17 protein-coding genes are annotated in these 19464 nt (G+C 71.5%); 11 read left to right on the forward strand and 6 right to left on the reverse strand.

Features of this window, described 5'->3' with window-relative positions:
• The first annotated feature begins 4 nt into the window (after positions 1–4).
• The 4 genes from purN (at position 5) to BKA15_RS24890 (ending at position 4924) form a co-directional block, all read left to right on the forward strand.
• Positions 5–631, forward strand: coding sequence for a phosphoribosylglycinamide formyltransferase (gene purN / locus BKA15_RS24875; protein WP_179755382.1), 627 nt, complete (start codon positions 5–7; stop codon positions 629–631).
• The gene (gene purH, locus BKA15_RS24880; RefSeq protein ID WP_179755384.1) at positions 628–2199 is read left to right on the forward strand and encodes a bifunctional phosphoribosylaminoimidazolecarboxamide formyltransferase/IMP cyclohydrolase; all 1572 of its coding nucleotides are present in this window, start codon (positions 628–630) and stop codon (positions 2197–2199) included. The genes purN and purH overlap by 4 nt, the downstream gene beginning before the upstream one ends.
• Position 2200: 1 nt before the next feature.
• The gene (locus BKA15_RS24885) at positions 2201–2533 is read left to right on the forward strand and encodes a DUF3017 domain-containing protein (protein ID WP_246322419.1); all 333 of its coding nucleotides are present in this window, start codon (positions 2201–2203) and stop codon (positions 2531–2533) included.
• A 135-nt stretch (positions 2534–2668) separates the two neighbouring features.
• Positions 2669–4924 carry a beta-galactosidase gene (locus tag BKA15_RS24890; protein WP_179755386.1) on the forward strand — a complete coding sequence of 752 codons (2256 nt, stop codon included), beginning with the start codon at positions 2669–2671 and terminating at the stop codon, positions 4922–4924.
• Here the strand turns inward: BKA15_RS24890 and BKA15_RS24895 are convergent.
• From BKA15_RS24895 to BKA15_RS24915, 5 genes are all read right to left on the reverse strand, one after another.
• Positions 4918–5391, reverse strand: a complete 474-nt coding sequence (locus BKA15_RS24895; protein ID WP_179755388.1) for a DUF4190 domain-containing protein — start codon at positions 5389–5391, stop codon at positions 4918–4920. The two genes, BKA15_RS24890 and BKA15_RS24895, sit on opposite strands and share 7 nt — an antisense overlap.
• A gap of 34 nt (positions 5392–5425) precedes the next feature.
• Positions 5426–5812, reverse strand: coding sequence for a DUF4190 domain-containing protein (locus BKA15_RS24900; RefSeq protein WP_179755390.1), 387 nt, complete (start codon positions 5810–5812; stop codon positions 5426–5428).
• A gap of 88 nt (positions 5813–5900) precedes the next feature.
• On the reverse strand, positions 5901–6248 hold the full coding sequence (locus tag BKA15_RS24905; RefSeq protein ID WP_179755392.1) for a CCC motif membrane protein: 348 nt from the start codon (positions 6246–6248) through the stop codon (positions 5901–5903).
• A 70-nt stretch (positions 6249–6318) separates the two neighbouring features.
• Positions 6319–7137, reverse strand: a complete 819-nt coding sequence (locus BKA15_RS24910) for a hypothetical protein (RefSeq protein ID WP_179755394.1) — start codon at positions 7135–7137, stop codon at positions 6319–6321.
• 37 nt (positions 7138–7174) lie between these two features.
• Positions 7175–8170 (reverse strand): malate dehydrogenase, encoded by a 996-nt coding sequence (locus BKA15_RS24915; protein WP_179755396.1) that lies wholly within the window; start codon positions 8168–8170, stop codon positions 7175–7177.
• 121 nt (positions 8171–8291) lie between these two features.
• Between BKA15_RS24915 and BKA15_RS24920 the strand changes: the two genes are divergently transcribed.
• The 7 genes from BKA15_RS24920 (at position 8292) to BKA15_RS24950 (ending at position 18564) form a co-directional block, all read left to right on the forward strand.
• Positions 8292–9320, forward strand: coding sequence for an SGNH/GDSL hydrolase family protein (locus tag BKA15_RS24920; RefSeq protein ID WP_179755398.1), 1029 nt, complete (start codon positions 8292–8294; stop codon positions 9318–9320).
• A 319-nt stretch (positions 9321–9639) separates the two neighbouring features.
• On the forward strand, positions 9640–10701 hold the full coding sequence (locus tag BKA15_RS24925) for a FecCD family ABC transporter permease (protein WP_179755399.1): 1062 nt from the start codon (positions 9640–9642) through the stop codon (positions 10699–10701).
• Positions 10701–11510, forward strand: a complete 810-nt coding sequence (locus tag BKA15_RS24930) for an ABC transporter ATP-binding protein (protein ID WP_179755401.1) — start codon at positions 10701–10703, stop codon at positions 11508–11510. Before BKA15_RS24925 ends, BKA15_RS24930 begins: the two co-directional genes overlap by 1 nt.
• Complete coding sequence (locus BKA15_RS24935) at positions 11507–12490, forward strand: ABC transporter substrate-binding protein (protein WP_179755403.1); 984 nt, start codon at positions 11507–11509, stop codon at positions 12488–12490. The genes BKA15_RS24930 and BKA15_RS24935 overlap by 4 nt, the downstream gene beginning before the upstream one ends.
• Positions 12487–16065 carry a cobaltochelatase subunit CobN gene (locus BKA15_RS24940; RefSeq protein ID WP_179755406.1) on the forward strand — a complete coding sequence of 1193 codons (3579 nt, stop codon included), beginning with the start codon at positions 12487–12489 and terminating at the stop codon, positions 16063–16065. The genes BKA15_RS24935 and BKA15_RS24940 overlap by 4 nt, the downstream gene beginning before the upstream one ends.
• A gap of 40 nt (positions 16066–16105) precedes the next feature.
• On the forward strand, positions 16106–17059 hold the full coding sequence (locus BKA15_RS24945; protein ID WP_179755408.1) for a magnesium chelatase ATPase subunit I: 954 nt from the start codon (positions 16106–16108) through the stop codon (positions 17057–17059).
• Positions 17060–17061: 2 nt separating this feature from the next.
• The gene (locus BKA15_RS24950) at positions 17062–18564 is read left to right on the forward strand and encodes a VWA domain-containing protein (RefSeq protein ID WP_246323172.1); all 1503 of its coding nucleotides are present in this window, start codon (positions 17062–17064) and stop codon (positions 18562–18564) included.
• Between the two features lie 12 nt (positions 18565–18576).
• Here the strand turns inward: BKA15_RS24950 and BKA15_RS24955 are convergent, their stop codons facing one another.
• Positions 18577–19464 carry an aminoglycoside phosphotransferase family protein gene (locus tag BKA15_RS24955; protein ID WP_179755412.1) on the reverse strand — a complete coding sequence of 296 codons (888 nt, stop codon included), beginning with the start codon at positions 19462–19464 and terminating at the stop codon, positions 18577–18579.

The raw sequence follows: 19464 nt of genomic DNA on the forward strand, positions 1-19464 counted from the left end.
GCCCGTGAACCAGTCAGGGCCCGATCGGAAACGCCTTGTCGTGCTGATCTCCGGCAGCGGCACGCTGTTGCAGGCCCTGATCGACGCCTCGGCCGACCCGGGGTTCGGTGCGGAGGTCGTCGGGGTCGGCGCCGACCGGTCCAAGATCGCCGGGCTGGACCGGGCCCGCGCCGCCGGGATCGACTCGTTCGCGCTGCCGTACCGGAAGGGATCGGACCGGGCTGCCTGGGACCGCGAGTTGACCGAGCGGGTGGCCGCCTTCCGGCCGGACCTGGTGATCAGCGCCGGCTTCATGAAGCTGGTCGGGCCGGCCTTCCTGGACGCGTTCGCCGGGCGCATGATCAACACGCACCCGGCGCTGCTGCCGTCCTTCCCGGGGATGCACGGGCCGCGGGACGCGCTCGCGTACGGAGTGAAGGTGACCGGCGCGACGATCTTCCTGGTTGATCATGGTGTCGACGACGGCGTGATCATCGCCCAGGACGCCGTACCGGTGCTCGACGACGACACCGAGGAAACCTTGCACGAACGCATCAAGATCACCGAGCGCAAATTGCTCGTCGAGACGACCCACCGGCTCGTCACCCAACCGTGGCGAGTGATCGACAGAAAGGTCTGCTGGGACCGATGACCGAATCCGCACCCGACAAGATCGCGATCAAGCGCGCGCTGATCTCCGTCTACGACAAGACCGACCTGCTGGTGATCGCGCAGCAGCTCGTCGACGCCGGCGTCGAGATCGTCTCCACCGGCTCGACGGCCGGCCGGATCGCCGACGCGGGCCTGCCGGTGACCCAGGTCGAGCAGCTGACCGGCTTCCCGGAGTGCCTGGACGGCCGGGTGAAGACGCTGCACCCGAAGATCCACGCCGGCCTGCTGGCTGACCTGCGGCTCGATGATCACCGCCACCAGCTGGACGAGCTCGGCGTGGCGCCGTTCCAGTTGTTGATCAGCAACCTGTACCCGTTCACCGAGACCGTGGCGGCCGGCGCGACGCCGGACGAGTGCATCGAGCAGATCGACATCGGCGGGCCCGCGATGGTCCGGGCCGCGGCGAAGAACCACCCGTCGGTCGCGGTGATCACCTCGCCCGCACAGTACGGGCAGCTCGCCGAGGCGCTGACGGCCGGCGGGTTCACGCTGGCCGAGCGGCAGGCGCTGGCCGCGGCCGCGTTCACCCACACCGCGACCTACGACGTCGCCGTGGCGAGCTGGCTCGGCAACGTTCTCAGCGACACCAGCGAGGGAACCGGGTTCCCGGCCTGGGTCGGCGCCACCTGGACCAAGCAGGCGACGCTGCGCTACGGCGAGAACCCGCACCAGCAGGCGGCGATCTATCGCAGCGGGCACGGCCCGGCCGGCCTGGCGGGGGCGACCCAGCTGCACGGCAAGGAGATGTCGTACAACAACTACGTCGACGCCGACGCCGCCCGGCGGGCCGCGGCTGACTTCGAGGCGCCGGCGGTCGCGATCATCAAGCACACCAACCCGTGCGGGATCGCGGTCGGCACGGACATCGCCGAGGCGCACCGGAAGGCGCACGCCTGCGACCCGGTCTCCGCGTTCGGCGGCGTGATCGCCGCGAACCGCCCGGTCAGCGTCGAGATGGCGCGCCAGGTGGCCGAGGTGTTCACCGAGGTGATCATGGCGCCTGGCTACGACGACGGCGCGGTGGAGATCCTGCAGGCCAAGAAGAACATCCGGATCCTCGTGGTCGAGCCGGTGCCGTCCGGCGGGGCCGAGATCAGGCCGGTCTCCGGCGGCCTGCTGATGCAGACCGTCGACGGCACCGACGCCGATCACGATCACGCGGCCAACTGGCAGCTGGCGACCGGCGAGCCGGCGGCGGAGTCGGTGCTGGCCGATCTCGAGTTCGCCTGGAAGGCGTCCCGGTCGGTCAAGTCGAATGCGATCCTGCTGGCCAAGGACGGCGCCTCGGTCGGCGTCGGGATGGGCCAGGTGAACCGGGTCGACTCGGCCCGGCTGGCGGTCAGCCGGGCGGGCGACCGGGCGGCCGGCTCGGTGGCGGCGTCGGACGCGTTCTTCCCGTTCGCCGACGGGGCCCAGATCCTCATCGACGCGGGCGTCTCGGCGATCGTCCAGCCGGGCGGCTCGGTCCGCGACGCCGAGGTGATCGAGGCGGCCAAGGCGGCCGGGGTGACCATGTATCTCACCGGAGCCCGGCACTTCTTCCACTGACATGACGGGTGAGTTGATCATGGACCAGCCGGAGGTCGAACCCGAGCGTCGGCTGCCCCCGGACCGGGGCCTCAGCCCCTGGGCCCTGCTGATCGTCCTGGCCGGCGTGCTCGCCGGTCTCGGCTACGCCGTTCTCGGCGGTACGGGGGCCTGGCGGGTCGGCTCCATGATCATCGGGGCCGCCCTCGGCGTCGGCGGCCTGCTCCGGCTGTTCCTGCCGAAGGCGAGCGCCGGCCTGCTCGCCGTCCGCGCCCGCGGCTTCGACGTGACCATGCTGATCCTGGCCGGCGCCGCCGTCATCGCCCTCGCCCTGGTCATCCCCTCCGGCCGCTGACGCGCCCCCTCCGTCGGCCGGTCAGTTTTTCACGTTACGTGAAAAACTGTCGCTTTACGCGAGAAGTTTCTCTGGTAAAGCGACAGGAAACTGGGTGGAGTGGGGCTGGTGGGACGTGGGCCGTAGGGTGGATGCATGATCACCACGCGGGGTCGGCAGTTGATCATCGACGGGGAGCCGCGGGTGATCTTCGCGGGCGAGGTGCACTACTTCCGGCTGGCCCGGGACGAGTGGCGGGACCGCTTGGTGGCCCTGCGGGACACCGGAGCGCAGGCGGTCGCGACCTACATCCCGTGGGTGGTTCACGAACTCCCGGACGGCCGGATCGATGTCACCGGCGAGACCGCGGACTGGCGGGATCTCGGCGCGTTCTGTGACCTGGCCGCGGAGCTCGGGTTGCTGGTGATCGCGCGGCCGGGACCGTTCTGCATGGCGGAGTTGAAGAACGAGGGCATCCCGCACCGGGTGTACGGGCTGCCCGGTGTGGTCGCCCCCGGCTGGCGCGGCGCCCCGCCGCCGACCCGCGACTTGGACTACCTGGCGCCGGCCTTCCTGGCCGAGGCCCGCCGCTGGTATGACGCGGTGCTGCCGGTGCTCGCCGAACGGCACCATGATCAAGGCGGCCCGGTGATCGCGATCCAGCTGGACAACGAGATCGGCATGCTGGCCTGGGTCTCCAACAGCCCGGCGCTGACCGAGGCGGTCGCGGCGGACTGGCGGGCCTGGCTGGCCGTCCAAGATCGACTCGGGCGCCATCCCGGCCTGACCGGCTCCGAACCGGCGGCGGTGCTGCGCTATCTCGCCGACCCGCCGGCCGACGCGGCGCTCGCGGTCGCCGACGACCTGATGCGGTTCTGCCGGGACCGGTTCCGCCGCTACACCGACACCTTGGCCGGCTGGGTGGCCGGGCACGGGCTCGCCACGCTGCCGCTCTTGATCAACATCCACGGCACCGGCGGCGGCCGCGGGCTGACCTACCCGATCGGGATCTCGCAGCTGCTCGGCACCTGGCGGAACCGGCCCGGCACGGTGGCCGGCTCCGACATGTATCTGGGCGATCTCACGGTCGGCAATGTCGCCGATTTCGTGCTGGGCAACGTCTTCGCGGCGGCGACCGCCGGGCCGAACCAGCCGCTGACGGCGCTCGAGTTCGAGGCCGGCGACGGCGACTACGGCCAGGACCTGGGTGCGCTGGTGCCGCCCGAGGCGACCGCGCTGAAGACCCGGCTGGCCCACGCACTCGGCAACCGCTTGATCAACTTCTACCTGTTCGCCGGCGGCACCAACCCGCCGCTGGACACCGACCCGGACCTGCCCGGCGGCGACGGGATCGACCGGATCGCCTTCACCGGAGAGGAACACGGCTTCGCCGCACCGCTCGGCCCCACCGGCCGGCCGAGCCGGACCCTGCCCGCGCTGACCGAGGTGATCACCGACCTGAACCGGATCGAGCAGCGAGCCGCCGGGATGGTCCCGCACGCCGACCTCGCGTACGGGTTCGTCGCCGATCACTACCTCACCGAGTACCGGGTACCGGACGACCCGGCCACCCGGGACCTGCAGGACGAGCTGGCCCGGTTCCGCGGCTTCGGGCCGCGGCAGATCCTGGCCCGGGCCCTCGTCCTCGGCGGGTACGGCCTCGCCGGCGTCGACCTCAGCCCGCACGATGATCTTGACCGGACCGACCCGCGCCCGATCGACCAAGCCGAGCTGCCGGAACGACTCACCCCGGCCGGGCATCCCGTTCTGGCGTTGGTCTCCGGGCGTTCGCTGGCCGCTGTCACCCAGCGGCTGCTGGCCGACTACGTCGCCGCCGGCGGCCGACTCCTGTTGGCCGGCGCGCTGCCCGTACTGGACGAGCTGGGCCGGGACTGCCGGCTGCTGGCGGACGCCCTCACGATCACGGTGGGGGAGCCGCTGCCGGACCAGGTGGTCGATCGACGGGGCCGGACCCGGAGCAACCATCCGACGGTCCGGCTCGATCCGGCCACGACCGGGCTCACCCGGCCGGAGGTAGCGGTCGGCTTTGCGCAGCCGCTGCGCCATTCCGAGGCGACGGTGCTGGTCCGGACCACCGGCGGGGACGCGGTCGGGCTGGAGGTTCGGCACGGGGCCGGCACGGCGATCCTGCTGACCACGGACTACCCGTGCGATCTCGCGGTCTATGCGGCCCTGCTGGACCGGCTCGGCGTCCGCCCCCGTTACCGTACCGACGCTTCGGATCCGGGACTCGTGGTTGCCGCCATGATCAGCCCCGACGGCGGGGACGAACTGGTGCAGTTGATCAACGTCGCCCCGTACCCGATCGAGACCTCGGTCTGGCGGGCGGCGGAACTGATGACGCCCCGACCGATCACGGTCGGGGCGCGCTCAGCGGTCCTGCTTCAGTAGGCGGCCGCGCCGACGGAGGCGATCATCACGACGATGAAGATGATGTAGAGCACCAGGAAGACGAGCCCGATGCCCATCAGGATCGTGGTGACCATGCCGAGGATCTTGCCGATGTTGATGTTGGACTCGTTGGAGTAGCGGATCCCGCTGGCCTGCATCTCCTTCTGAGCCTTGCTGCCCATGTACCAGGCGATCGCCCCGCAGATGCCGGTCACGAAGCCGAGGATGCCGAGCACCAGGATCACCGTCCCCTGGGGGTGCTCCTGCATCATCTGGTACGGCTGCTGCGCGTACGGCGACGGCTGCTGATAGGGGGCCGGCTGACCGTAGGGCTGCTGCTGCCCGTACTGCGGCTGCTGACCGTAGGGCTGCTGCCCGTACTGCTGGTGTCCGTAGGGCGGCTGCTGGCCCTGGGGCTCGGACTGACCGTAGGGTTCCTGGCCGTACGGCGGCGGGTTCTGGCTCACTGTGCTTCCGTTCGCGTGAAGTCCGGTGTCCTGATCAGTATGCGGCGACGGACGCCATCATGCCGGCGATCAGGACGATGTAGACGATGAAGTAGGCGATCACGACCGCCACTCCGACCATACCGAGGATTGTCGTCACCATGCCCAGGATCTTGCCGATGTTGACGTTCGACTCGTTGCCGTACCGGACGCCGCCGGCCTGGATCTCCCGCATGGCCTTGTGGCCGAGATACCAGGCGACGATCCCGCAGGGGAAGACGAAGAAGCCCACGATGCCGAGCACGAGGATGGTAGTGCCCTGCGGGTGCTCCGGCAGCGGGTAACCGTAGGGGTAGGGCTGCTGTGGGTAGGAGGGCTGGTGCGGCGGGTACGGGTTCGGCTGTCCGTAGCCGTACGGCTGGTGGTACTGGGGCTGGCTCATCGGGGCTCCGTTCGGCCGGAAAGGTCAATGGGGACGTCCGGTGATCCGGACGTCCCCAGCCGCGCCTCGGTTCCCCTCGGCAGAAAGGTCAGTTCAAAGCGCCCGAGCCGACGGCGGCGGCGATCGCGATGATGTAGATGATCCAGAAGATGATCGCGACGATGCCGATGATCAGGCCGACGATGCCGCAGATGCGGCCGATGTTGACCTGCTGGCGGTTGTTGTACGCCGCCGGATTGGCGTCGATCTCCGCCAGGACGGGCTTGGACTGCACCAGCGTGACGATGCCGAGGATCAGGCCGACGACACCGCAGCCGAGAACGATCGACAGGATGCCGAGGACAAGGATCATGGTGCCCTTGGGGTGCGGCTGCGGCACGGCGCCGCCCCCACCACCGTAGGGGTTCTGGTCGTATGGGTTGCTCATGGCGGACATTCTTGCGTAAACGGGGCCAGCTTGGCCACGGAGGTCGGAATTAGGCTGGCCTTAGGTCCCCGTTGAGCCGTCAGGCCTCCGACGCGATGATCGCGATCACGATGAAGACCAGGTAGATCGCCCAGAACGAGGCGTACACGATCGAGATGATGCCGAGCACCCAGCCGGCCGTGATCATGCCGCCGTTGCTGTAGCGCTGCGGCTCGGCCTGGATCTCCTTGCGGGCCCGGGAGGAGATCGAGAATCCGACGATGCCGACGATCGGGCAGAGCACGAGGCCGAGGATTCCGAGCACCAGGGCCGTCGTCCCCCTCGGGTGCTGTTGCGGGACGTAGCCGTACGGGTGCGCCGTGCCGTACTGGTAACCGCCGGTGTCGTACGGGTTCGGCGGGTAGCCGGACGACTGGCCGTAGCTGGCGCCGTACGCGGGCGGGGTCGGCGCCGGGTCGGACGCGGACGGGACCGAGTACGGATCGGCGGGCGTGCCCGCCCCGGCCGGCGACGCGTAGGGCGCGTCCGGGGCCGAGGAGGACGAACTCGACGGGTAGGCCGAGTTCGGCGAGTAGGGCTGGCTCGAGGGGTACGGCTGGGTCGGGCCGGACCCGTAGCCGGCGCTCGAGGAGTAGCCCGGGTCGGACGAGGTGGACTGGGTCGACGAGTACGTACCCGGGCCGGTGTACGGATCCGGGGACGGGTAGGCCGACGGCCCGCCGGGCGCGCCGACGATGCCGTCCGGCTCGGTGACGTCCTCCCGGCCGGGGGCCGGGCCGTCCGACCCGAGCCCCGCGCCGTCCCCGGCGGCCTCACGGCTGAACGGGTTCGGGGTGGCTCCTGAGGTCGGCGGCCGGCCGGACTCGTCGGCGGAACCCCCGGAATACTGCTGACTCATGGGGCCCAGCTTAGGGTCCCGGAGTGGCGGCCGAGTCTCAGCCGATCAGGCCGAGCGCCTTAACGGCGTCGCGCTCCTCGGCCAGTTCGGCCACGCTGGCGTCGATCTTGGCGCGGGAGAACTCGTTGATCTCGAGGCCGGGGACGATCGTGTACTCGCCGCCGGAGGTGGTCACCGGGAACGAGCTGATCAGGCCCTCCGGGACCCCGTACGAGCCGTCGGACGGGACCGCCTGGGAGACCCAGTCGCCGGACGGCGTGCCGAGCAGCCAGTCCCGGGCGTGCTCGACGGTGGCGTTGGCGGCGCTGGCCGCGGAGCTGGCGCCGCGGGCCTCGATGATCGCCGCGCCGCGCTTCTGCACGGTGGGCAGGAAGTCGTTCTCCAGCCATTCCTGGTCGTTGATCACCTTCGCCGCGTTCTGGCCGGCGATCAGGGTGTTGTAGAGGTCCGGGTACTGGGTCGCCGAGTGGTTGCCCCAGATGGTCAGGTGGCTGACGTCGCTGACCGCCACGCCGGCCTTCGCCGCGACCTGCGCCTTGGCCCGGTTGTGGTCCAGCCGGGTCAGCGCGTTGAACCGCTCGGCCGGGATGTCCGGGGCGTTGTGCCGGGCGATCAGCGCGTTGGTGTTCGCCGGGTTGCCGGTGATCAACACCCGGACGTCGTCGGCGGCATGATCATTGAGAGCCTTGCCCTGGGCGCTGAAGATCGCGCCGTTGGCCTCCAGCAGATCGCCCCGCTCCATCCCCTTCGAGCGCGGCCGGGCACCGACCAGCAGAGCCAGGTTCACGCCGTCGAAGATCTTGGCCGGGTCGTCGCCGGTCTGGACGTCGCTGAGCAGATCGAACGCGCAGTCCTCCAGTTCCATCACCACACCCTCCAGCGCCTTCAGCGCCGGCGTGATCTCCAGCAGACGCAACTCGACCGGCCGGTCGGGACCGAAGATCGCACCGCTGGCGATCCGGAACAACAGGCTGTAGCCGATCTGACCGGCGGCACCGGTGACGGCGATCTTGACGGGAGTGCTGGCGGGCACGGTGGTCTCCTTCGTGGACGTTCTGCTGACTGACCGTAGGCTATGCCCCGGCCGTTTCCGCGGACAGCGGGGAGGCGGTTCCAGGGCAGGCCAGGGTTCACAGGGGAAGGACTGGGGGAGCGTGGACGACGCAGCGTTCGCATGGCATCCACTCGCGACGCCGGAGGGCAAGGGCTGGCCCGACGAGGCCACCCTCCGCAGGTACGACCGGTTGCCCCGGCACGCGGAGGGCCGGGTGTCGGAGGATGTCTGGGGCCTGAGCCGGATGTCCAGCTCGCTCTACTCACGCTTCCGTACCGACGCGACGGAGATCCGGGCCCGCTGGCGGCTCGGCCTCGAGCAACTGGCGATGTGGCACATGCCGAACGTGGCGGTCAGCGGACTCGATCTCTACGGCGAGAGCGAGCCCGGTTCCTGGCGCTGGGTCGGCTGCGCGGCCGCCTCCGGCTTCCCCGAGGCGGAGAACGTGCTGGTGACCGGCCTGGACCCGGCCGATCGCCGCTACACGGTCTATTTCGGCCTGTTCAACCGGCTCGAGGACATCGAGATCGGCGTGCCGGAGGGGGCGAGCTTCGAGCTGGTGCCGGCCGACCCGACGCCGCCGGTGGTCTACTACGGCACCTCGATCGTGCACGGAGCGGCCGCGTCCCGGCCGGGGATGACGCTGCCGGCGCAGCTCGGCCGGCGGCTGGGCCGCCCGGTGATCGGGCTCGGCTTCTCCGGCCGCGGGAAGATGGAGATCGAGCTGGCCGAGTTGATCGGCGAGATCGACGCGGCCCTGTGGATCGTCGACTGCCTGCCCAACATGGACGCCGACCTGGTCGCCGAGCGGGCCGTGCCGTTCGTCCAGACGTTGCGGGCGCGGCGTCCGGAGGGGCCGATCGTGCTGGTCGAGGACCGGACCTGGACCGGCTCCTGGGCCAAGTCGAGCCAGGCCGAGCTGTCCGAGGCGAAGCGGGCGGCGTTCCGGGCCGGCTACGAGAAGTTGGTCGCCGACGGGACGCCGGACCTGCACTACGTCGAGGGCGAGACGCTGCTGGGCCAGGACCGCGACGACACGGTCGACGGCTCCCACCCGACCGACCTCGGATTCCTCCGGATGACCGATCGGCTGGAAGCCGCCGTCGCGCCGTTGTTGATCAAGTCCTAGCGCTCAGCGATCGTTCCGAATCGGGCGGCGCCCCGTTCCAGCTTGCCGGACAACATCCACTTGATCACGAAGTTGTCCGGGTACGCCCCGACCCAGCTTTGCCGCAGCCTTTCGCCGGGTTTCCGGAGGTTAACTGTCCAGCCGCTGGATGCCTCGCTGACCTCGTAAATGAAAATGGTTATCGTGAGCAAGTGATTCGGGGGCATCGGTGGTACGAGGATGCGGCGGCTGTCCGTCGCCGCGGTCGGGTGGGTGGATCCGACTCGGCGGGTCGCGGGCCGGCGATTGAACCGTCTCTGTCCGGCCCGGTGGCGATCCGATGACGGTCGGGCTGGGACTGTGGACCCGGCTCGGTGTCGGGTCGCGGCTCGGCCTGGCCGGAATGATCTTGCTCGTCGCCTTGATCATCGCCGCCGGGACCGGGGTCGCGCTCGGCACGGCTGATCTGAGCCCGGGCGAGGTGATCACCATCATCGGCGGCGGGCTGGGCTGGGTGCCGGCCGACGCCGCGTCGCCGCGGGACACGGTGGTGGTGCTGCAGGTACGGCTGCCGCGAGTGGTCGTCGCGGCCCTGGTCGGAGCGGCCCTCGGCGTCGCGGGCGCCGCCCTGCAAGGGGTCTTCCGGAACCCGCTGGCCGAGCCCGGCGTGGTCGGGGTGTCCGCCGGCGGCGCGCTCGGCGCGGTGATCGCCCTCTACTTCGGGCTGACCTCGATCAGCCGCTGGATCCTGCCCGGCCTGGCGTTCCTCGGCTCGGCCGCGGCGATCGCGGTGGTGCTCGGCGTCGCGGCCCTCAACACCCGCCGGCTCGTCTCGTCCCTGCTGCTGGTCGGGATCGCGATCAACGCCCTGCTCGGTGCGGTGATCTCGATGATGGTCGCGACCGCTGACACCGACGACGACCTGCGCAGCATCGTGTTCTGGCTGCAGGGCGGACTGGAGGCACGGACCTGGGACCACGTCGGGTTGATCATCGTGCCGGTGCTGTTCGGGCTGGTGCTGATCATGACGTTCGCCCGGGACCTGAACGTGCTCGGCCTCGGCGACGAGCAGGCCCGCGCCGGCGGCGTCGACGTCACCCGGACCCGGATGATCATCCTGCTGCTGGCCGCGTTGATCACGGGAGCCTCGGTCGCGGTGTCCGGGACGATCTCCTTCGTCGGCGTGGTGGTGCCGCACGCGATCCGGCTGATCGCCGGCCCCGATCATCGGGTGCTGCTGCCGGCCAGCGCGCTCGGCGGTGCGACGTTCCTGATCCTGGCCGACCTGATCGCGCGTACCGTGTTCGCGCCGGTCGTGCTGCAGGTCGGCGTGATCACCGCCCTGGTCGGTGCGCCGGTGCTGCTCTGGTTCGTCGTCCGGTCCACTCGGGAGCGGCTCTGATGATCGGTTCAACCCTGCTGGAGCTGACCGAGGTCACCGTGATCGGCGGCGACACGACGATCGTGGACCGGGTCACGACCACGGCCGCCGCCGGCTCGGTGATCGGGCTGATCGGGCCGAACGGCGCGGGCAAGTCGACCCTGTTGCGGACGGTGACGGGCACGGTCCGGCCGGCGGCTGGATCGGTGCTGATCGACGGCCGGCCGATCCGCGGCTGGTCGGCCCGGGAGCTGGCGCGCGCCGTCGCGTTCGTACCGCAGAACACGAACGTCGATTTCGGGTTCACCGTTCGTGACGTGGTGCTGATGGGGCGGCACCCCCACCTCGGCCGGTTCGGTGTCGAGGGTCCGGCCGACCGGGAACTTGCCGAGGCGGCCCTGGAGCGGACCGGCACCGCGCGGCTGGCCGACCGGGTGATCACCACGCTGTCCGGCGGCGAACGTCAATTGGTCCTGATCGCGAAGGCGCTGGCGCAGCAGCCCCGGATCCTGGTGCTGGACGAACCGGTCTCCGCCCTCGACCTGCGCCACCAGCTCACCGTGCTGCGCCTGATCGAGGCCGTCGCGGCGACCGGCTGCCTGGTCGTGGTGGCGATCCACGACCTGGAACTGGCCGCCCGGTGCTGCGACCGGCTGTTGCTGCTGGACCGGGGCCGGCTGCTCGCCGACGGCCCGCCGGCCGAGGTGTTGCGGCCGGACCTGATCCGGGCCGCCTTCGGGGTCGAGGCGTCCGTCCGGCCCCATCCAGACCTGAACACGATCACGGTCACGGCCCTCGACGCCGTGGACCGGGAAGGAGAACTCCGATGAGACGATTGATCATTCCGCTGCTGTTGTTGATCATGGCGACCGGCTGCGCCGCGACGGCGGCGGCACCGCCGGGCGACGGTACGGGCGGGGCGGCCGCCGGCTCGGACTGGCCGCGGACGATCGAGTATCCGGGCGGGTCGGTGACGCTGGCCGCGGCGCCGCAGCGGGTGGTGGCGCTGTCCTCGGACGTTGCGGACGTGGCGCTGCAGCTGGTCGAGCCGGCGCGGATCGCTGCCGTACCGACGCTGACCACGAACCCGAACCAGTCGCTGCGGTCCGCAGCGGCCGGGAAGGTCGCCGGCCGGCTGGCCTCGGCCGCCGGGGCGGATCCCGAATCGGTGCTGAGTTTCGATCCGGACCTGGTGCTGGTGACCACCCGGCACGACGCCGAGAGCGATGCGTTCGCGATCTTGGAGCAGGCCGGGGTGCCGATCCTCGCGATCACCAACACCTGGTCCGATCCGACGATGTACGCCGACAACGTCCGACTGATCGGCCGGGCGCTCGGCACCGAGACCGAGGCCGAAAAGTTGATCACCGACTACCAAGCCCGGTGGCAGCGGGTGGCCGACGCGACGTCCGGGCTCGCCGATGATCAACGTCCGCTGGCCGGCCAGCTGCGGGTGATCGGCGACACCATCTATCTCTCCGGGCCAGGCTCGATCAACCAGGCCGTCCTCGGCGCTGCCGGGACCCGTCAGGTGAGCGACGTGCTCGGCCTGCAGAAGAGCCAGCCCGCGGCCACCGAGCAGCTGATCTCGGCCGCGCCCACCCACCTGGTGGTGCTGGACAGCACCGGCAAGGGCCGGAGCCAGTACGACACCTTGTTCGGATCGCCGGGCATGGCCGCCGTACCGGCGGTGGCGGAGGGACAGATCCTGGTGCTGCCGGCCGCCGCGATGTCGTCCGGCTCCGGCGGGATCGACGGCCTGGAAGCGATCGCGCACTGGTTGCATCCCGATCTGGTTCCGGCGCCATGACCACGCCGCGTCTGGTTCTCGCAACGGTGGGCTTCGAGCAGGCCGCGGCGCTGCCGCTCCGGCGGGCGATCGAGCGGCTGGCCGACGCGGCCGAGTTGATCACCGAATGGCGCCGGATCCCCGGGCCGGCGGTGCTGGCGGAGGACGCCTCGGTCGGCGAGGCGCTGGACGGCGCGGACGTGCTGCTCACCTCGACCGCCGATCCCCGGGTCTGCGGACGGCTGGTGGAGTTGATCATGGAGCGGCCCGGCCTCGCTGTCGTACCGCTGCTGCTGGCCGATCAGGAACTGCTCGGCCGGACCCGGCTCGGCGAGTTCGCTCCGGCCGAGCGGCCGGCGGAGACCCGGGAGTCGATCATGGCCGCCGCCGGGGCGCTGGCGACGGCCGGGGCAGCGGTGCCGGCCGAGCTCGGTCCGGTCCTGCGCGCCTCGGCCGCGCTGGCGCACCGGCTGCCGGCCGGCGATCTCCGGACGCTCGGCCTGGTGATCATGAGTTTTCGCCAGCTCAGCACCGGGAACCTCGTGCTGGCGCTGCGCCTGCTGGCCCGCCGGACCGGAACGGCCCGCGGGCCGGTGGACGACCTCGGCGTCCCCGAACTGCAGCCGGAGCACGGACTCTGGCATCCGGCCGGCACACTGCCCGGGCGCGGGACGCCGGTGATCGTCGTGGCGTGCTCGCGGAACCTCCTGTTCAGCGGCAACGACGGCCATCTCCGCGCGTTGTTCGACCGGGTCGAGCAGGCCGGTCACCGGGCGGTCGGCTGGTTCGGCTCGACCGCCGATCTTGCCGCGGATCTCGAGCCGTACGCGGACGGGATCCGGCTCTGGATCAACACCCGCGGCTTCACGCTGAGCGGCCGGCACGGCACGCCGGAGCTGGCCGAGGGTCTGGCCGCGCTGGTCGGCGCGGACGTGCCGATGATCGCGGCGATCACGCTGAGCAACCAGACCCTGCAGGAGTGGCTGGCCGACGCGACCGGACTCTCCCAGACCACGGTGGCGATGCAGCTCGCGGTGCCGGAACTCCAGGGCGGGATAGCGCCGCTGGTGATCGCCGGCCGGGACGCCGCAACGGACGAGCTGGTCGCCGTCGATGATCAACTCGACCGGCTGGTCCGACTAGCCGACCGGCTGATCAGGCTCCGGGCCAAGCCGGTGTCGGAGCGGCGGATCGCGGTGATCTTGGTGTCGCACGCACCGGAGAAGGGCGCGATCGGTGCCGCGGCCTCGCTCGACGTCTGGTCGTCGCTGCATTCTCTGCTCGGCGCGCTGGCCGGGTCGGGTTACCGGGTGGACGTACCGGCGGATGCCGAGGCGACCTTCGATGCTGTCGTCGACCGGGCGGCACCGGCGACCGCACGGGTCCTCGCCCGCTACCACGCCGCCGACTATCTGCGGGAGTACCGGGCCGGCCGTCGGATCACCGCCGCCTGGGGACCGGCGCCGGGCGAGTTCGACAACGACGGCGAGGCGTTCGAGGTGCACGGTGCGCGGCTCGGCAACGTGACCGTCTGTTTCCAGCCGTCCCGCGGCTACGGTGCCGATCCGGCCGGGCTGCTGGCCAAGCCGGACGCCACCCCGACCCATGCGTTCGCGGCCTGCTACACCTGGCTGGACCGGCACCTCGATCCCGATCTGGTGCTGCACTTCGGCACCCACGGCGCCCTGGAATTCATGCCGGGCAAACAGACCGGGCTGGTCCGGACCGACTTCTCCGATCACCTGCTGGACGCGATCCCGCACAGTTATCTCTACGTGGCGTCCAATCCGAGCGAGGCGGCGATCGCCAAGCGCCGCTCGGCGGCCACGATCGTCAATCACCTGTCGCCGCCGCTCGCCGATGCCGACCTGGACGGCCGGCTGCGCAGCCTGCGCGACGACATCGCCGGCTGCCTGGCCGCCGCCCCGGCGCTGCGGGCCCAGCGGCTCACCATGATCACCGAGACCGCCGAGGCCGAGGGACTACACCACGACGTCGACGCCGAGCTGGCGACCACTGACCCGGCGGTCTACCTGGAGCGGCTGGCCGCGACGCTGGACGAGGTGGCCGAGACGCTGATCTCGGTCGGCCTGCACCGGCTCGGCCGCGGCCTGGAACCTGAGGACACCCGGGCGATCCTGCGAGCCTGCTGTGACCAGGGATGCGACGAGCGCGGCCTGGCCAGCCTGATCGACGAGCCGGACCGGGCCCAGCAGCTGGTGGACGCGGTGATCGCCGGCCGGTCCGGCGATGATCTTGATCCCGGCTGGCTCGCGTACCTGACCGAGACCATGATCAAACTGGGCCGCAACGACGAGCTCGGCGCGTTGCTGCACACCCTGGACGGCGGCTTCATCGCGCCGGGGCCGGGCGGTGACCCGATCCGGGAGCCGAACGTGCTGCCGACCGGCCGGAACACGTACGCGATCGACCCGACCACGATCCCGACGGCGGCAGCGGTGCGGCGCGGCCGCGACTCCGCGCAGGCCCTGCTGAACAAGATCACCGACACCGGTGAGCTGCCCGAGTCGGTGGCCCTGGTGATCTGGGGAATTGAAACGATCAAGAGCCGCGGCGAGACTCTCGGGCAGGCGTTCGCGCTGCTCGGCGTGGAGCCGTACGCCGACTCGCACGGCCGGGTCAACCGGTTCCGGATCCTCGACCCGGAAGCCCTGGGCCGGCCCCGGATCGACGTCGTGCTGACCGCCTCGGGCGTGTTCCGCGACCTGTTCGGGCAGGCGATGGGACTGCTGGACGAGGCGATCCGAGCGGTCGCCGTCCTGGACGAGGACCCGGAGCGGAACTATGTCCGCAAGCACGCGCTCGAGCAGGCCCGCGAACTCGGCATCGAGGTCGCCGACGCCGCCACCCGGGTCTTCTCGAACGCGCCCGGCGACTACGGTTCCGGGGTCAACCACGTCGTCGACGCCTCGACCTGGGAGACCGACCTCGACCTCGGTGAGCTCTACACGAAGCGGCAGTCCTACGCCTACGGGGTCAGCCTGACCGGCGCCGAGGCGGGTCGGCTGTTCCGGTCGGTGCTGGCCACGGTCGACGTGACGTTCCAGAACCTCGACTCGGCGGAGCGGTCGCTGGCCGACAGTGACCACTACTTCGAATACCTCGGCGGCGTCTCGGCCGCGGTGAAGGCCGCCGGCGGCCGGGCGCCGCGGGTGCTGGTGTCCGACACGTACTCGCCGCGGGCGAGGGTCCGCGACATCGACGAGGCGCTGCGGCTGGAGTCGCGGACCCGGCTGCTCAATCCGCGCTGGTACGAGGCGATGCTCGAGCACGGCTTCCAAGGCGTACGGGAGGTGGCGCAACGGCTGGACAACACGTTCGGCTGGTCGGCGACCGTCGACGCGGTGGACGACTGGATCTATTCGGCGGCCGCGGCGACGTTCCTGTTCGACGACCGGCTGCGGGACCGGATGGCGGCGGTCAATCCGGCCGCGGTCCGCTCGATGGCGCTGCGGCTGGACGAGGCGGACCGGCGCGGACTGTGGCGGCCGAGTCCCGCCGAACGCGCCCGGCTCGACCAGGTCACCGACCTGCTCGAGGACGCGGTGGAAGGAGTCGGCCCGTCGGCCGCCTGACCATGATCGGAAACGGACCATGATCGGAAACGGAGAACCCATGATCGACAACGAGCCACCGGTCTTCCCGTTCAGCGCGGTCGCCGGCCAGGTGGAACTGAAGCGGGCGCTGCTGTTGTGCGCCGTCGATCCCCGGATCGGCGGTGTCCTGGCCCTCGGCGACCGCGGCACAGCGAAGTCGACCACCGTCCGCGCGCTCGGCCAGCTGCTGGCGCTGACCGATCCGGATCGAGCCGTCGTGACGCTGCCGCTCGGCGCCAGCGAGGACCGGGTGATCGGCTCGATCGACCTGGAGGCCGCCCTGACCACCGGCGAGCGGAGGTTCGCGCCCGGGCTGCTCGCCGCCGCCCACCGCGGCTTCCTCTACGTCGACGAGGTGAACCTGCTCGACGACTACCTGGTCGACGTGCTGCTCGACGTCGCCGCGTCCGGCGTCAACGTGGTGGAACGGGAGGGGATCAGTCACCGGCATCCGTGCGAGTTCGTTCTGGTCGGCTCCGGCAATCCGGAGGAGGGCGAGCTGCGGCCGCAGCTGACCGACCGGTTCGGCCTGGCCACGACCGTGTCCACCGAGCGCGACCCGGCCGTGCGGCGGGAGATCATCCGGCGCCGGCTGGACTTCGCCGACGACCGGGCCGGCTTCTACCGGCGTTGGTCGGGGGCCGAGGTCGAACTCGCGGCGAGCGTGGCCGAGGCGCGCCGCCGGCTGGACTCGGTGGACCTGCCGGACGCCGTTGTGGAGTCGATCATCGAACTGTGCGTCGCGGCCGGGGCGATCGGGCATCGTGGCGAGGTGGTGCTGAGCTACGTCGCCCGGGCCGGCGCGGCCCTGCGCGGTGCGGACCAGGTGGAACAGCGTGACGTCGTCGATCATGCGCTGCTGGCGCTGCGGCACCGGGTGCACCGGGAGGCGTTCGACAGCGCCGAGACGGTCGACCGGCGCCTGCTGGACCTGGTCCGGTCGGTGATCGCTCCTGCTCCCGTACCGGCGTGATCATGATCGACCCGGCGCTGCTGGCGGCGCTTCTTGACGACCCCGGTCCCGGGCTGGTGATCACCGGCGATTCCCTGGTACGGGAGCGGGTCTGGCAGGAGCTGGCAGCCGCACTCGCGGAACGTGGCCACCGGGTCCGGCCGGTGCCGCCCGGACTGGCCGCCGGTGACCTGGAGCCGGCCCGGCCCGGCGAGGTGATCATGGTCGCTGCGGCGGAGCTGGTCGAACTGGAGCTGGCCGTGGGCCTGGCCAGGCTTCCCGCGGTGATCTTGTCCGCCGCCGGGCTGGACGCGCTGCCGCCGGCGCTGGCCCGCCGCTGCTGCGCCGTGGTCGACCTGCCGGTGGGTACGGTTCCGCTCCGGCGGCTGCTGGACGGGACCTTGCTACCGGACGTGGTCGAGGGCGGCCCGGGAGCGCCGGTCGACCGGGACCGGATCGCGGCGACCGTGGTGGACCTGGCCGACGGCCACGGGGTTGCCGATCATGGTCTCGAGGTCGGCGCCGCGCGGCTGGCCGAGCGGATCCACCGGGCCGGTGCCGATCCGCGGCCGATCCTCATCGAGCACGTCTTCGGGCCACGGGCCCTCACCGTGGCGCCGCCACCGCCCGAGCCCGCCGACCATGATCAGGATCACGACCATGATCAGGATCGCGACCATGATCAGGACCGCGGCCATGATCAGGACCGCGGTCGGGACGAGTCCGGGCCGCCGCGCGGCGAAGGCACCGGATCCGACGAGAGCGAACCGCCGCCGCCCGATCCGCTGCCGCCCGCGGTGCCCAGTGCGGGCGGTCCGCCGCCGTGGGCCCGGGTCCGCCGGGCTCCCGCCGGACGCCGCGGCGCGGTGATCACCGGTGGGGCTCGGGGGCGGCCGGGCCGCGTGGTGCCGTACGGCAGGCGCGGGGCGCCGCTGGCCCTGCTGCCGACGCTGCGGGTCGCCCTGCCCTGGCAGCGGATCCGGGCCGGCGGCCGGTCCGGGCGGGTGATCATCAGGCCGGAGGATCTGCGCGGTCAGCTGCGCCGGCGCCGGGCCGGGCGGTTGACGATCATGGTCGTCGACGCGTCGGGGTCGATGGGCCGCGACGCTGTCCGTACCGCGAAGGCGATGGCCCTCGGGCTGCTCGACGTCGCGTACCAGCGGCGGGACGAGGTGGCGATCGTGCTCGCCCGGGGCAGCCGGGCGGTCCTCGGCCTGGCGCCGACCCGCAGCCGGGCCAAGGCGATGAGCTGCCTCCGGCGACTGCCGGCCGGCGGCGGCACCCCGCTGGCCTCGGCGCTGCTGCTGGCGGTCGGGCTGGCCGAACGCTACGACCCGCCGGCCGTGGAACTGGTGATCTTCACCGACGGCCGCGCCAACGTCGGAGTCGGCGGCGACGCCCGGGATGATGCCGCGCAGGCGGCACGCCTGGCCGCCCGCCGCTGCGGCACGGTGCGGGTGATCCCGCCGGCCCGCCCGACTCGGCCCGACCAGGGCTGGCTGACCGAAGCACTCGCCCGTCCCTGACCCCGCTGCTGGCTACGCCGTGAGCCGATCCGCTTCGGCCAGCAGCAGCTCTCCGAAGGGCTGGAAGCCGATGCTGCAGGCGTAGACGCCGCTGACGACGCGGTGGATGGTGCCCCAGTCCCAGATGGCGGCGGCGTCCACGCCGGTACGAGCAGCCAACCGCTCGGTCCGGGCCCGGAGATCATCGCCGAGGTCGGGATTGCAGCGCACGATGGTGCCGAGGTCGCACGCCGGTTCGGCCCGCAGCCCGGTCGGATCGATCAACTTGTAGCTGCCGTCGGCCGCCTGCAGCGCGTTCAGTTCGTGAACATCGCCGTGGACCAGCACCGCGGACCGATCGTCGTGGGCCAGCCGGCGGCGCTCCAGGCAGTTCAGTGCGTCCGCCACGGTGGCCGGCGAGCACGGTCGCCCCGCCTGCTCCCAGAGTCTCGGCAGCCGCTCGGCGTACTGCTCGGCCAACGTCGCACCGGTGGGCAGGTCAAGATCGGGATCGACCGGACGCCACAGGCGAACCGCGACATCGCACAGCAGCTCGTGGCGGCTGGCCGGGTCGGCCACGAGGTCGTACAGCGGAGCTCCGAGGCGCTCCATCAGCAGCGCTTGGCGGCCGGCGTCCTCGGCCCACAGCTTCGCGCAGCCCTCGCCGTCGGCCAGGCGCAACGCGATGGCCTCCGGCCCGAGGTCCTGACCCGGCACACCGATCTTGAGCACCGCCGCGGTTCCGTCGGCCCGGGTCGCCTCGACGACCAGGGCGACATGACCGCCCGCGAAGCTGCGCCCGATGGTCAGGGACCACTCCCGGGCCAGCGAGGCGACGATGCCCGGCAATTCGTCCAGCCAGGCTGCGTTGCCGTCGGCGACGACCGTCCGGCGGACCCGATCAGGTATGTCGAGGCTCAC

Source organism: Microlunatus parietis (assembly GCF_013407955.1).
Classification (GTDB): Bacteria; Actinomycetota; Actinomycetes; order Propionibacteriales; family Propionibacteriaceae; genus Microlunatus; species Microlunatus parietis.

What these genes read in the sequence shown, in the direction of transcription:
- BKA15_RS24945 (WP_179755408.1), top strand. Translation starts at nt 16,106, where the DNA reads ATGATCGACAACGAGCCACCGGTCTTCCCGTTCAGCGCGGTCGCCGGC.
- BKA15_RS24925 (WP_179755399.1), top strand. Translation starts at nt 9,640, where the DNA reads ATGACGGTCGGGCTGGGACTGTGGACCCGGCTCGGTGTCGGGTCGCGG.
- BKA15_RS24950 (WP_246323172.1), top strand. Translation starts at nt 17,062, where the DNA reads ATGATCGACCCGGCGCTGCTGGCGGCGCTTCTTGACGACCCCGGTCCC.
- BKA15_RS24930 (WP_179755401.1), top strand. Translation starts at nt 10,701, where the DNA reads ATGATCGGTTCAACCCTGCTGGAGCTGACCGAGGTCACCGTGATCGGC.
- BKA15_RS24890 (WP_179755386.1), top strand. Translation starts at nt 2,669, where the DNA reads ATGATCACCACGCGGGGTCGGCAGTTGATCATCGACGGGGAGCCGCGG.
- BKA15_RS24910 (WP_179755394.1), bottom strand. Translation starts at nt 7,137, where the DNA reads ATGAGTCAGCAGTATTCCGGGGGTTCCGCCGACGAGTCCGGCCGGCCG.
- BKA15_RS24885 (WP_246322419.1), top strand. Translation starts at nt 2,201, where the DNA reads ATGACGGGTGAGTTGATCATGGACCAGCCGGAGGTCGAACCCGAGCGT.
- BKA15_RS24935 (WP_179755403.1), top strand. Translation starts at nt 11,507, where the DNA reads ATGAGACGATTGATCATTCCGCTGCTGTTGTTGATCATGGCGACCGGC.
- BKA15_RS24905 (WP_179755392.1), bottom strand. Translation starts at nt 6,248, where the DNA reads ATGTCCGCCATGAGCAACCCATACGACCAGAACCCCTACGGTGGTGGG.
- BKA15_RS24940 (WP_179755406.1), top strand. Translation starts at nt 12,487, where the DNA reads ATGACCACGCCGCGTCTGGTTCTCGCAACGGTGGGCTTCGAGCAGGCC.
- purH (WP_179755384.1), top strand. Translation starts at nt 628, where the DNA reads ATGACCGAATCCGCACCCGACAAGATCGCGATCAAGCGCGCGCTGATC.
- BKA15_RS24900 (WP_179755390.1), bottom strand. Translation starts at nt 5,812, where the DNA reads ATGAGCCAGCCCCAGTACCACCAGCCGTACGGCTACGGACAGCCGAAC.